This is a genomic window from Azospirillum sp. UENF 312511, assembly GCF_058780635.1.
The window spans coordinates 200,170-213,448 of the sequence record NZ_JBSNCG010000001.1; the positions used below are offsets into that span (position 1 = coordinate 200,170).

At 70.2% G+C, this 13,279-nt stretch carries 10 protein-coding genes; 3 read left to right on the plus strand and 7 right to left on the minus strand.

Annotated elements, in window-relative coordinates; genetic code table 11:
* Positions 1-159: 159 nt before the first annotated feature.
* The gene (locus tag ACWPN7_RS00990; protein WP_459197638.1) at positions 160-1,950 is read left to right on the plus strand and encodes a hypothetical protein; all 1,791 of its coding nucleotides are present in this window, start codon (positions 160-162) and stop codon (positions 1,948-1,950) included.
* A gap of 75 nt (positions 1,951-2,025) precedes the next feature.
* On the opposite strand, the gene ACWPN7_RS00995 is transcribed toward ACWPN7_RS00990, so the two are convergent.
* Complete coding sequence (locus ACWPN7_RS00995) at positions 2,026-2,220, minus strand: hypothetical protein (RefSeq protein ID WP_079285656.1); 195 nt, start codon at positions 2,218-2,220, stop codon at positions 2,026-2,028.
* Between the two features lie 62 nt (positions 2,221-2,282).
* Positions 2,283-2,468 carry a hypothetical protein gene (locus ACWPN7_RS01000; protein ID WP_040133911.1) on the minus strand — a complete coding sequence of 62 codons (186 nt, stop codon included), beginning with the start codon at positions 2,466-2,468 and terminating at the stop codon, positions 2,283-2,285.
* 402 nt (positions 2,469-2,870) lie between these two features.
* On the opposite strand from ACWPN7_RS01000, the gene ACWPN7_RS01005 reads away from it, so the two are divergent.
* On the plus strand, positions 2,871-4,862 hold the full coding sequence (locus tag ACWPN7_RS01005) for a YgiQ family radical SAM protein (RefSeq protein WP_345772291.1): 1,992 nt from the start codon (positions 2,871-2,873) through the stop codon (positions 4,860-4,862).
* Positions 4,863-5,020: 158 nt separating this feature from the next.
* Here the strand turns inward: ACWPN7_RS01005 and ACWPN7_RS01010 are convergent, their stop codons facing one another.
* On the minus strand, positions 5,021-5,320 hold the full coding sequence (locus tag ACWPN7_RS01010; RefSeq protein WP_051658152.1) for a hypothetical protein: 300 nt from the start codon (positions 5,318-5,320) through the stop codon (positions 5,021-5,023).
* Positions 5,321-5,773: 453 nt separating this feature from the next.
* Between ACWPN7_RS01010 and ACWPN7_RS01015 the strand changes: the two genes are divergently transcribed.
* Complete coding sequence (locus ACWPN7_RS01015; protein ID WP_459197639.1) at positions 5,774-6,565, plus strand: C40 family peptidase; 792 nt, start codon at positions 5,774-5,776, stop codon at positions 6,563-6,565.
* Here ACWPN7_RS01015 and cobA read toward each other — a convergent pair.
* From cobA to nirB, 4 genes are all read right to left on the minus strand, one after another.
* Positions 6,488-7,435, minus strand: a complete 948-nt coding sequence (gene cobA, locus ACWPN7_RS01020) for a uroporphyrinogen-III C-methyltransferase (RefSeq protein ID WP_456152016.1) — start codon at positions 7,433-7,435, stop codon at positions 6,488-6,490. The genes ACWPN7_RS01015 and cobA overlap by 78 nt on opposite strands.
* On the minus strand, positions 7,410-10,136 hold the full coding sequence (locus tag ACWPN7_RS01025) for a molybdopterin-dependent oxidoreductase (RefSeq protein WP_459197640.1): 2,727 nt from the start codon (positions 10,134-10,136) through the stop codon (positions 7,410-7,412). The genes cobA and ACWPN7_RS01025 overlap by 26 nt, the downstream gene beginning before the upstream one ends.
* A 61-nt stretch (positions 10,137-10,197) precedes the next feature.
* On the minus strand, positions 10,198-10,554 hold the full coding sequence (nirD, locus tag ACWPN7_RS01030; RefSeq protein ID WP_035677835.1) for a nitrite reductase small subunit NirD: 357 nt from the start codon (positions 10,552-10,554) through the stop codon (positions 10,198-10,200).
* 6 nt (positions 10,555-10,560) lie between these two features.
* A complete protein-coding gene (gene nirB, locus ACWPN7_RS01035; protein WP_459197641.1) occupies positions 10,561-13,026 on the minus strand; it encodes a nitrite reductase large subunit NirB in 2,466 nt (821 codons plus the stop codon).
* Positions 13,027-13,279 lie beyond the last annotated feature (253 nt).

The following is a 13,279-nucleotide window of genomic DNA, read 5'->3' on the forward strand; positions in this document are numbered from 1 at the left end:
TCAGAGAAACGGGCGGACTTCGGGAATAGGGCCCGTCCTAAAAGCACAGGGCCAATGGACATCAGTTTTTTCGGATGGAAGAATGCCGGCAACACATCGACCCACCCCTTTTGAGAAGGATCGTCCGTCGTCTTTCTCAACGTTCGGGAGACGTCACGAATGACCGAGGAAACTCCGCCCGCGCAGGGGTGGGCATTGGATGATCGTGCCGTCAGGACCCAGCTTGAGCGGATTTTGGCGAGCGACCATTTCGACGCATCGGACCGCAACCGCCGCTTCCTGCGCTATGTGGTCGAGGAGTGCCTGGACGGGCGGGCGCAGCAGATCAAGGCCTACTGCATCGCCGTCAGCGTCTTCAACCGGGAGCCGAGCTTCGACCCGCAATCCGATCCCATCGTGCGGTTGGAAGCCGGGCGGCTGCGCCGCAGCCTGGAGCATTACTATCTGACCGCAGGCCGCGAGGACCCGATCCGCATCGTCGTTCCGAAGGGCGGCTACGCCCCCCGCTTCGAGCGGCTGAACGACGATCCGCCCCCTGCCCTGCCCGACCCTCGTGCCGTTCCGACGGCGGACACAATGCGCAGGCCCGTCTCCCTGCGCATCGCCGGGTTGGCCGCCGTCGTGCTGATCGCGGTCGGGTTGGCCGGCCTGCTGGTCGGTCGGACGCTCGCCACGCCCGCCGACGTGGAAGAGGCATTGGCGCTCGGCCCGCATCCGATCATGGCCGGCGCGGAGCCGACGGGGTCAGGGCCGGCCACGCCATCCGCAGCGGCCGATGCATCGATGACCATCGTCGTCGGCCCCTTCCGGACCAGCGGCCAGTCGGTGGAGGACGGTGCCCTCGCCGCCATGCTCACCGACGAGATCGCCAGCGGCCTCGCCAACCGCACCGATCTCCCGGTGCGGATCGATCCGCCGGCGACCGCCGCCCTGCCCCACCAGGGGCTTCGCCTGTCCGGAAGCCTCCAGGGGCATGATGCGGCGGTGCGTCTGGTCGTGCACCTGACCGACATCGCCACCGGGACGGTGCTGTGGTCCAGCAGCCTGGACCGTCCGGCGGGGCCGCTGGGCACGCCCACGCCGCAATCCCTGGCAGACGGCATCATCGAGCCGCTCACCGCTGCGCAAGGCCCTCTCCTGCCGGCGGGCACCGCGCGTCTGCGCGCCAAACCGACCACCAGCCTGTCGCCGCGCGAATGCGCCTTCCTCGCCACCGGACGGCATGAAGTTCCGCCGGCCGAGCGAGCCGCTCTGAACGGTTGCCTGACCTCCGCGGCCAACGCGCTGACGACCAGCGCCGGCGAGTCCGCCCGCCTCTGGTCGGCGCTGTCCCTGCTGCAATCCGACGCCTATCGGGCGGAACGGAACGACGACGCCCTGAACGATGCCTTGGCCGCCGCCCTGCGTGCCACCGAACTGGAGCCGACGTCGCTGCGCCCGTTGACGGCGCTCTACACCGCCTATTGCCTAAGCGGGCAGTACGCCGCCTGCTTTGCCACCGGGCAGCGCGCCTTGCAGGCGTCTCCCGGGAACGCCCATGTGCTGGGTGACCTCGGTCTCTGGCATGTCGAGGCTGGACAATCCGCGAAGGGCCTGCCCTTGCTGGAGCAGGCGATGGAGCGCGACCCGGCGCAGCGGGAACGGCTTCTGCCCGCCTACAGCCTTGCCCTGCAGCGCCATGGGCACCCGGACAGCACGAAGCTGGAGTTCGAGGTGACCGCCGCCGCCCCGGCCCAGGCCGCTCTGGCGGTCGCCTTCGTGCAGATGGGCCGGATGGACGAGGCCAAGGCGGCGGCGACGCGGGCCCTGGCGGCGGACCCCGATTTCGCCCGCCGCGCCGCGCGGGAGCAGCGCATCCAGCCCCTGCCCCCAACGCTGGACGCGGCCATCCGCAGCAGCTATGCCATGGTCGGATTGGCCGCGCCCGCGGGCGAGAGCGTCACCCGGTAGCTCTGATACCCCGTCGCTCTCATACGACGTCGTATGATGAAACCGACGACGCCGACGACCGCCGACGACGACGCGTCAGCCGGTGCCCGGCTGGACGGACCCGTCATCCTCTTCCGCCCGCCGCCGCAGCTCGTCGGACGTGGTTCCGGCGGGAACGGCGTCCTGGAGCGTCCCATCACCGGGCGTTTTGGTCTTGTCCTCCAGCGGGGAGTCCTTCCCTGCCTCGCCCCCCGCCTGGGAAGGGCTGTCGGGCGTCTTCTCTTCAGCCATGGCGAACCTCCGCTTTGTTGTGGTTCCAGCGAACAACGTCCGCAGCGCCTGCGGGGTCCCCGTCACGGCCGGGGTGCGCTGTCCGGAGAGTCGTCCGTGCCCGGCGCCTTATCCTTTCTGGTGTCGGCGCCCGGTCCTTCGATGTTCTGGAAGCCCATCTTCTCCTCGTCGATGGCGGGGTCGGCGCGGGTGTTCTTGATGTCGAGCGGTTCGTCGCGCTGGTCGCCGTATCGCTTGTCGGTGCTCATGGTCCACTCCTGTCCATGGGAAAGGCTTGCGTCTCAGCCCTTCCCAACAGGGTGCCGGGACACCTGTTGCAACAGGCCCCTTGCCGAGAGCGGCCCGGCTGCACACATCACGGCGTCATAATCGCGTATAAAGTTGACCCCGACGGTCAGGCAATCCTTGACCGCGCCGCGGCACTTCCGTAGGGACTCGCGCGGTGGACCATGCCGGACATTGCCGGTATGAAACCGGCACCCGACCATCAAGCACCCCGCCCCGGCCGCGCGTCCCGCGCACCGGCGGCCCGAACGGAGAGCGTCATGCTCAACGAAGCCACGCCCACCGTCGCCGTTCCGGCGGCGCGGGACATCTTCTCCCTCCCCCGGCACCGGACGGAGGCCCGGCGGCCGGCGCCCTTCCTGCCGATGACCCGGGCGGAGATGGACCGGCTGGGCTGGGATAGCTGCGACATCGTGGTGGTGACCGGCGACGCCTATGTCGACCACCCCAGCTTCGGCATGGCGATCATCGGGCGGCTGCTGGAAGCGCAGGGCTTCCGCGTCGGCATCATCGCCCAGCCGGACTGGAGCAGCGCGGAGCCGTTCAAGGCGCTGGGCAAGCCGAACCTGTTCTTCGGGGTGACCGGCGGCAACATGGACTCGATGGTGAACCACTACACCTCGGACCGCCGCCTGCGTCACAACGACAGCTACACCCCCAACGACGAGGGCGGCAAACGGCCCGACCGTGCGGTGATCGTCTACAGCCAGCGCTGCCGCGAAGCCTACAAGGACGTGCCCATCGTGCTGGGCGGCATCGAGGCGAGCCTCCGCCGCATCGCCCAGTACGACCATTGGAGCGAGAAGGTCCGCCGCTCCGTCCTGGTGGACTCCAAGGCGGACATCCTGTGCTACGGCAACGCGGAGCGCGCGATCATCGACGTCGCCCACCGCATCGCCGCCGGGGAGAAGGCGCGGGAGATCGACGACGTCCGCGGCACCTCCATCGTCCGCAGCCGCGTGCCGGACGGCTGGACCGTCATCGACAGCAGCAGCATCGACGAACTGACCCCCGCCGCCCCGCGCGCCGCCGGGGCCGACCGCACCGTGGTCCGCCTGCCCTCCTTCGAGCAGGTCAGTGCCGACAAGGTGCTCTACGCCCACGCCTCGCGCGTGCTGCACCAGGAGAGCAACCCCGGCAATGCCCGCGCGCTGGTGCAGCGGCACGGCGACCGCGAGGTCTGGCTGACCACCCCGCCGATCCCGCTGACCACGGCGGAGATGGACGGGGTCTATGGCCTGCCCTACGCCCGCGCGCCCCACCCGGCCTACGGCGACGCGCGCATCCCGGCCTGGGAGATGATCCGCTTCTCGGTGAACATCATGCGCGGCTGCTTCGGCGGCTGTTCCTTCTGCTCGATCACCGAGCATGAGGGACGCATCATCCAGAGCCGGTCGGAGGGCTCGATCCTCAAGGAGATCGAGGAGATCCGCGACAAGGTGAAGGGCTTCACCGGGGTCATCTCCGACATGGGCGGGCCGACCGCCAACATGTACCGCATGGCCTGCAAGGACCCGGAGATCGAGAAGGTCTGCCGTCGCCCGTCCTGCGTCTTCCCGGACATCTGCAAGAACCTGAACACCGATCACAGCGACCTGATCCAGCTCTACCGCAAGGCCCGCGCCATCCCCGGCGTGAAGAAGATCAACATCGCCTCGGGCCTGCGCTACGACCTCGCCGTCCGCAGCCCGGAGTATGTGAAGGAGCTGGTGACCCACCATGTCGGCGGCTACCTGAAGATCGCGCCGGAGCACACCGAGCCCGGCCCGCTGTCCAAGATGATGAAGCCGGGCATCGGCACCTACGACCGCTTCAAGGAGATGTTCGAGAAGGCGGCCAAGGCGGCGGGGAAGAAGCTCTACCTGATCCCCTACTTCATCGCCGCCCACCCCGGCACCAGCGACGAGGACATGATGAACCTCGCCTTGTGGCTGAAGCGGAACGGCTTCAAGGCCGATCAGGTGCAGACCTACCTGCCCTCCCCCATGGCGCTCGCCACGGCGATGTACCACAGCGACCGCAACCCGCTGCGCCCGATCCGTCGCGAGGGCTCGGAGACGGTGTTCTCGGCCAAGGGACTGAAGCAGCGCCGCCTGCACAAGGCCTTCCTGCGCTACCACGACCCGGAGAACTGGCCGGTGCTGCGCGACGCGCTGAAGGCCATGGGCCGCAGCGATCTGATCGGGCCGGGCGAGCACCAGCTCGTGCCGGCCTGGCAGACGACAGGGGGCGTGGGCAAGGCGGACAAACCCGGAGCGGACAGGCCGAAGCCGGGCAAGACCTTCTACACCCAGCAGGCCGGCAAGGGCCGCCGGACGCCGGCCAAGGCCGGCAAGCCGACAGGACGGGCGAGGTAGCTTTTCGCACCCTCTCCCGCCCCGGGAGAGGGAAGGGGCCCACGCGCCAGCGTGGGAAGGGTGAGGGTGCCGGCAAGGACCAGCGCCCCATTCTCGGCCTTACCCTCACCCGGCGCCTTCGGCGCCACCCTCTCCCGGGGCGGGAGAGGGAATGAGGCTCAGCAGTCGTTGAGCGCCCGGATGCGCTCGATCAGCGCCAACCCGTCCCGCTCGGCCAGCGCGACCTCGGCGGCGCCGTCGCAGTTGCGGCCGTTCACATAGACGTAATGGTAGCGCACCCGCACGGCATTCCGGCCGATGGGCTCCGCGGCCAGCAGACGGACGGGAACGCTCATGTTGCCGTAAAAACGGTTCATGGACGCGATGTCGTAGGCCCCGCTGCCCCGCTTCTCGGGAATGACGTAGGTGTTGGCCCGCGCGGCGTCCGCCTGCCCCAAGGCGTCATAGAAGGCGCGCACCGCCGCGACCCCGTCGGTCGGTTGGGGGCGCGGCGTGGGCGGATGGATTTGGGCCGGGTCAGCGCTCGCGGCTGGCTGCGGGATGGGCGCAGGGTTGGCTGCGGGCTGACCCGGCCGGACCACCGTGGCCGCCGGGAACGGCTGCGGTGGAACGGGGACCGGCGGGGCAGGGGGCTGCTCCACCGCCGGAGGAGGAGCCGGAGAGGGAATGGGCTGCGGCACGAGCCGTAGGGGACCCTGGGTGGCCGCCTGGGGAGCCATCTGCGCGGCGGCCGCACCGGCCAGCAGACATGCCCCTGTCGCCGCCGCGAGTCCCAGGCGCCTCACACGGTTGCCCATCGCACTCTCCTGTCGAAAAGCGTCAAATCCATAGCAAATCCCCGTCTCCCGGAGGATTGTCCGGAACGGTCCTCTGGCTTGCATTCCGGCGGGGCGGGCTCTAGCGTGACCGGCATGACCGATGCACTGACCACCCCGATCCGCCGGCTCGCCGCCCCACTGGCCGTCCTGCTGGAACAGCCGAGGCACGGCGTCCCGCAAACCAGCGAGATGCTGTTCGGTGAAACATGTACGCCGCTCGACCGGGATGGCGACTGGGTGAAGGTGGAAAAGCGCACCGACGGCCATGTCGGCTGGCTTCCCCCCGGCACGGACCTGACGGAGCCGGTCGCCCCGACCCACCGCGTGTCCGGGCGCGTGGCGAACCTGCACCCGGCGCCCACCCACAAGGCGGTGCCGATGGCGGCGCTGAGCTTCGGCAGCCTCGTCACGGTGGCGGAGCAAGCCGACACTCAGTGTCCAGGGGGCTGGGTCCGGCTCGACAACGGGCTGTGGACCTTCGGCAAATTGCTGGAGCCGGTGGCCGTGCCGCTGGATCGCGTTCCGGTGGAGACGGCGCTGCGCTTCCTGGAGACGCCCTATGTCTGGGGCGGGCGGAGCGCCTTCGGCATCGACTGCTCCGGCCTCGTCCAAGTGGCGCTGCGCGCGGCGGGGATCACCACCCACCACAGCAGCGGGATGCAGCGCAACGACGACCGGCTGGGGCCGATGGTCTCAACGGACGGGCAGGGGGTCGACTACCGCCGTGGCGATATCGTGTTCTTCCCCGGCCATGTCGGCATCATGCTGGACGGCGCCACGCTGCTGCACGCCACCGTCTTCACCATGTCAGTCGTGACCGAACCTCTGGCCGACGTGGCCGCCCGCGCCGAGGGCATCACCGGCGTGCGCCGCCCCGTCTTCTAGCACCCGGCTCTCCAGCGCCCAGCCGATCAAAAGCAGCGTCGGACCGTCGCCCGCCGCTACGCCCCGCTCGGCCATGGCGCCCAGCGTCGTGCGGTGGTGGCGCTCGTCAGGACGGCAGCCGTTCTCCACCGCCAGCACCGGCGTGTCGGGGGAGAGGCCGCCGGCGGTCAGGCCGCGTCCGACGCGCCGGGCGGCCTCTCGGCCCATGTAGATCGCCAGCGTGCCCTTGGGGTCGGCCAGTCGCGCCCAGTCCGGCTCGGTCGCGTCACCCTCGCGGGCATGGGCGGTGACGAAGGTGACGGCGCGCGACACGCCGCGCTTGGTCAGCGACAGCCCGGCGCTGGAGGCGCAGCCAAGCGCCGCGGTGATGCCGGGGATCACCGACACGCTGATTCCGACACGCTCCAGATGCTCGATCTCCTCGCCGGCCCGGCCGAAGATCATCGGATCACCGCCCTTCAGCCGGACGGTGCGCCGCCCGCTGCGGGCCTGCGCCGCAATCAGATCGTTGATGGCTTCCTGGGAGTGGGAGTGCTGGCCCGACCGCTTGCCGACGCAGATCAGTTCCGCCCCCGGCTGCGCCAGGGCGAGGATGCCCGGCCCGACGAGGTGGTCGTAGAGGATCACCTCGGCCTGCGAAATGGCCCGCGCCGCCGCGACGGTCAGCAGGTCGGGGTCGCCCGGCCCGGCGCCGACCAGCGTGACGTGGGGCGTCCGCCCAGGGACTTCCGGGATGGCGCGGGCGACGCGGCGGGCCGTGCGCGGACGCAATGTGGAGCCCAGCGCGGCGCGCAAGGCGACGATGAAGTTGAAACGCTTCCCGCCGGGCGGAGAGAGAAGGCCGTCAAGCCACATGGCTGCGCTGGGCATCGGCAAGGATCTCCTTGAGTTCGGGGATGCAGGAGCCGCAGTTGGTCCCGGCCCGCAGGGCCGCTCCGACCTCCTGGACCGTGGTCAGGCCTTGGCTCTGGATGGCGGCGATCAGGCGGTTGACGCCGACGCCGAAGCAGGAACAGACCGTCCGCCCCTCATCCGCCGTGGGAACCGGCGACCGGCCGGAGAGCAGGGCACGGCGGGCGGAAGCGTCCAGCGCCTCCGCCGACAGCAGGTCGACCAGCCAGCCACGGCTGGGCAGGGCGCCGGAACTGGAGAGGAACAGACAGGCCTCCAGCCGGTCGTGGGTCACCCAGGCGCGGCGCAGCACGCCGCGGGCCGTGTCGCTGTAATCGACCGTCGCCCCGGCGAAGCCGAACGCCAGCGCCTCCGGAGCGGGCAGGGCGCCCTCGCCGGCCAACTCGATCAGGTGGCCGCCGGGGACGGCGCGGCGGGACCAATAGCCGCCGTGGGCGGGCTCCAAGGGCTCGCGGGCGATCAGGAAGCCGGTCCAGGCGGCGGGGTAGGGGACGACCGTCACCGGCATCCGCTTCAGGTCCGGCTGGCCGGATACGGGGTCCACGGCCAGATCGTCCACCAGCCGCCCGACGACGCAGGAGGCGGCAAAGCGGTCGGTCCAGTGCATGGGCAGGAAGGCTTCCCCCACCCGCTGCGCCTCGGTCACGCGCAGCCGGGCCAGCGCCATGCCGACGGGGGTTGAGAGGCTGACCAGAGCGCCGTCGGTCAAGCCGCGCGCCGCCGCGTCCTGCGGGTGGAGATCCAGGCAGGGTTCCGGCGCGTGGGCGGAGAGGCGCGGCGACAGGCCGGTGCGCGTCATGGTGTGCCACTGGTCGCGCAGGCGGCCGGTGTTCAACATCAGCGAACCCGGCTCGACCAAGCGGGGCAGGGGGCGGGAGGTGACCGGGACGAAGCGCGCCCGCCCGTCATCGGTGAAGAAGCGCCCATCGGCGAAGAGACGGCGCGTCGGAGCCTCGCCAACCCGTCGCGGCCAGGGGGCGGGGGCGAGCGTTTCAAATTCAGCGTTGGACAGCCCGGCGAGGCCGCCGATGTCGAAGGCGCGGGTGCCGTCGTTCTCGAAGGCGGAGAGGGCGGCGTGCTCGCGAAACAGGTCGGCGGGCGTCTCGAAGGGGAAGGCCGCGGCGAAGCCCATCGCACGGGCGACCTGGGTGACGATCCACCAGTCGGGCCGCGCCTCGCCCGCCAGGGGACGGAAGGCCCGCTGGCGGGAGATGGTGCGGTCGGAGTTGGTGACGGTGCCGTCCTTCTCGCTCCAGCCCGCGGCGGGCAGGCGGATGTGGGCCAGCCGCGCCGTGTCGGTGTCGGCGATGCAATCGGAGACGATGACGGTTTCGCAGTTTGCCAGCGCGCGGCGGACGCGGGCGGCGTCGGGCATGCTGACCGCCGGGTTGGTCGCCATCACCCAGACGGCGCGCACCGTGCCCGCCTCCACCGCGCGGAACAGGTCCACCGCCTTCAAGCCGGGCTTGTCCGCCACCCGCGGCGCGTTCCAGAAGCGGCGCAGCCGGTCCACCGACTCCGGCTCGAACCCCATATGGGCGGCGAGCTGGTTGGCAAGCCCGCCGACCTCGCGCCCGCCCATGGCGTTGGGCTGGCCGGTGACCGAGAAAGGCCCCATGCCCGGCGCGCCGATCCGCCCGGTCAGGAAATGGACGTTCAGGATGGCGTTCACCGTGTCCGTCCCCTGGGAGGACTGGTTCACCCCCTGGGAGTAGACGGTGACGGTGCGGCGGACCGTTGCGACTTCAGCGTAGAAGGCCTCGATCTCGGCCAGCGGCAGACCGCAGCGGGCGGCGACATGGGCGGGGGAGGGGGCGTCGGCGCGAGCGGCCTCCAGCGTTTTCGCCAGACCGGCGGTGTGCTGCGCGACGAAACGGGCGTCGATCAGGCCCTGGTCGGCGAGATGGTTGTCAGCCAGATAAACAAGCAGCCCGTTGAACAGCAGGGCGTCGGTGCCGGGGCGGATGGGCAGGTGCCGGTCGGCGCCGTCCACCGTGGCGGTGCGGCGCGGGTCGATGGCTATGATGCGGGTGCCGCGCGTGCGCTTGGCCGCCAGCAGCCGCTGGTTCAGGATCGGGTGGCACCAGGCGAGGTTGGAGCCGACCAGCACGACCAGATCGGCTTCGTCCAGGTCCTCGTAGGTCACCGGCACCGCGTCGGCCCCGAAGCCGCGCTTGTGGCCCGCCACGCTGGAGGCCATGCAGAGGCGTGAGTTGGTGTCGATGTTGGCGGTGCCGAGAAAGCCCTTCGCCAGCTTGTTGACGGCGTAATAGTCCTCGGTCAGCAACTGGCCAGAGACGTAGAAGGCCACCGAGTCCGGGCCGTGCTTGGCGATGGTGTCGGACAGGCGCGCTGCGACGGCGGCGATGGCCTCGTCCCAGGCGACGCGCCGCCCGTCCACCTCCGGATGGAGCAGCCGTTCGGCGAGGCCCAGCGTGTCGGGCAGGTTGGTGCCCTTGGAGCAGAGCTTGCCGCGGTTGGCCGGGTGGTCGGGGTCGCCGGAGACGGTGACGGTGCCGTCCCTGGAGACGGAGGCCAGAACGCCGCAGCCGACACCGCAGTAAGGGCAGGTGGTGCGGACCGCTTCCTTTGCAAATTCCCTCTCCCCTCTGGGGAGAGGGGAGGGTGAGGGGGTTGTGCGTGGCGGTGCGTCCGGCACAAGCGCAACCCCCTCACCCCGACCCTCTCCCCAGAGGGGAGAGGGGGGATAGGGCCCTTCCTCACCCATGGCCGCACCCTCCGCGGCCCGGACGGAAGGCCGCCAGCCCGAGCTGCACCGCGCCGTCGACAACCCGCACCGGGCAATGGCCGGCGCAGCCCTCGTCCGGGCCGACCGCCTCGCCGCTGGCGAGGTCGATCACCCAGCTGTGCAGCGGGCAGGTCACCCGCGCCCCGTGGACGATGCCCTGCGACAGCGGGCCGCCGGCGTGCGGGCAGCGGTCCTCCAGCGCGTAGACCTCGTCCGCCACGGTGCGGAACAGGGCGATGTCGCCGAAGTCGGTCCGCACCACGCGGGACCCCTGGCGGGGAATGTCCTCGACCGAGCCGACGGTGATCCAGGAAATGCTCTGATCCATCTGTCGTTACCCCACCTGAGCGAGCGGCGCGAATTCGTGACGGTCCACCGACCCGCTGGCCCGCTCGGCCCAGGGATCGTCCTGCGAAAAGCTTTGGGAGAAGAGGAAGCGGGCGTTGAGCGCCGCGCGGCCCTCGGCATCATCGACCAGCCGGCGCTTGATGTGGTCCAGCCCGACGCGCTCGACCCACGGGGCAGTGCGCTCCAGATAGCGGGCCTCCTCGCGGTAGAGCTGCATGTAGGCGCCGGTGTATTCCAGCACCTCCGCCTCGGTCTCCACCTTCACCAGCAGGTCGCAGGCCCGGACATGCATGCCGCCGTTGCCGCCGACATGCAGCTCATAGCCGCTGTCCACGCAGACGACGCCCAGGTCCTTGATGGTCGCCTCCGCGCAATTGCGCGGGCAACCGGAAACGGCCAGCTTCACCTTGTGCGGGGTCCAGGTGCCCCAGGTCATCCGCTCCAGCTTGACGCCGAGGCCGGTGCTGTCCTGCGTGCCGAAGCGGCACCATTCCGACCCGACGCAGGTCTTCACGGTGCGCAGCCCCTTGGCGTAGGCGTGGCCGGACACCATGCCGGCGGCGTTCAGGTCCGCCCACACCGCGGGCAGGTCCTCCTTCTTCACGCCGAACAGGTCGATGCGCTGGCCGCCCGTCACCTTCACCGTCGGGATGGCGAACTTGTCCACCACGTCGGCGATGGCGCGCAGCTCCTTGGCGCTGGTCAGCCCGCCCCACATGCGCGGGACGACGGAGTAGGTGCCGTCCTTCTGGATGTTGGCGTGGACGCGCTCGTTGATGTAGCGGGACCGGCTGTCGTCCTTGTACTCGCCCGGCCATTCGCAGAGCAGGTAATAGTTCAGCGCCGGGCGGCAATGGTGGCAGCCGTCGGGCGTGCGCCATTCCAGCCGCTGCATCACGTCGGGAATGGATTTCAATTCCAGCGCGGTGATGGCCCGGCGCACCTCGTCGTGGGTGCGGTCGGTGCATTTGCACATCGGCTTGGCCTTCGCCTCGCCCGCGTAGCCGTCGCCCAGCGTCAGGGCCAGGAGCTGCTCCACCTGACCGGTGCAGCTTCCGCAGGAGGCCGAGGCTTTGGTATGAGCCCGCACCTCGTCCAGGCTGGACAGGCCCTTTTCGGTGATCGCCGTGACGATGGTGCCCTTGCACACGCCGTTGCAGCCGCAGATCTCCGCACTGTCGGGGAGCGCCGCAACGGCGGCCTTAGGGTTTGCGGCGCCCTCCGCCCCGAACCCCTGGCCGAAGATCAGGGTGTCGCGGACCGGCGCCACCTCGGTCCCGTCCTTCAGCATCTGGAAGTACCAGCCGCCGTCCTTGGTGTCGCCGTAGAGCACGGCGCCGAGGATGCGGTTCTCCTTGACCACGACGCGCTTGTAGACGCCGCGGGCGGCGTCGCGGAACACGATGTCCTCGCAGTCCTTGCCGCCGGTGAAGTCGCCCGCCGAGAAGACGTCCACCCCCGTCACCTTCAGCTTGGTCGAGGTGACGGAGCCGGTGTAGGCGGCCTCCGCACTGCCGGCCAGCCGGGCGGCGGCGACCTTGGCCATCTCGAACAGCGGGGCGACGAGGCCGTAGGTCTGGCCGCGATGCTCCACGCATTCGCCGACCGACAGGATCGCCGGGTCGGAGGTGGTCATGGCGTCGTCCACCTGGATGCCGCGCCCGCAGGCCAGCCCCGCCGCCTTGCCCAGCGTCGTGTTCGGGCGAATGCCCACGGCCATGACCACCAGTTCGGCGGGAAGCTCCTGCCCGTTTTTCAGGCGAACCGCGGAAACTTTCTCGTTGCCCACAATTTCGGCAGTGTCGGCGCCGGTCAGCACGGTGATGCCGCGGCGCTCCAGCTCGTGCCGCAGCAGCGCCCCGGCGGAGCGATCGAGTTGCCGTTCCATCAGCGTGTCCATCAGGTGCAGGACGGTGACGTCCATGCCCTTGACCTTCAAGCCGTTGGCCGCCTCCAGCCCGAGCAGGCCGCCGCCGATGACCACGGCGCGTCCGCCCCGGGCCGCCGCCGCCAGCATCGTGTCGACATCGGCGAGGTCGCGGAAGCCGACGACGCCGGGCAGGGTGGAGCCGGGCACCGGGATGATGACGGGGGTGGAGCCGGTGGCGATCAGCAGCCTGTCGTAGGGCACGGTCAGGCCGGAGATGGCCGTGACGGTGCGGTTCGCGCGGTCGATCACCTCCACCCGGTCGCCGGTCAACAGCGTGATTCCGTTGGCCTCGTACCAGTCGCGCCCGTTCAGCACGATCTGCTCGAAGGTCTTCTCCCCGGCCAGCACGGGGGAGAGCATGATGCGGTTGTAGTTGGGGTGCGGCTCGGCGCCGAAGACGGTGATGTCGTAACGGTCCGGCGCCTTGGCCAGCAGCTCCTCCAGCGTGCGGATGCCGGCCATGCCGTTGCCGACGACGACCAGCCGTTCGCGCGGAGTGGATGGAGTGGTGTGCGTGCTCATGCTGTGTGCCCTCTTGCGAGGCCGCGAGGCCGAAAAGAAAAAGGCGCCCGAAGCCCTGGGGACTCCCGCGGGATTCCCAGGGTTTCGGACGCCGTTGTCCGGGTGGTTCGCCGTCGAACCGGCCATGGCGCCGTTGCCCTGGCCCTGATCTGCCCATCCTTCTAGCAAGCCGCGTGCCAACACCGGCACCAAGGTATGAGAAAGGGACCGGAACGGCGGATTTCCGCCGTTTGCGCGGCCCCGCCACCGTCGA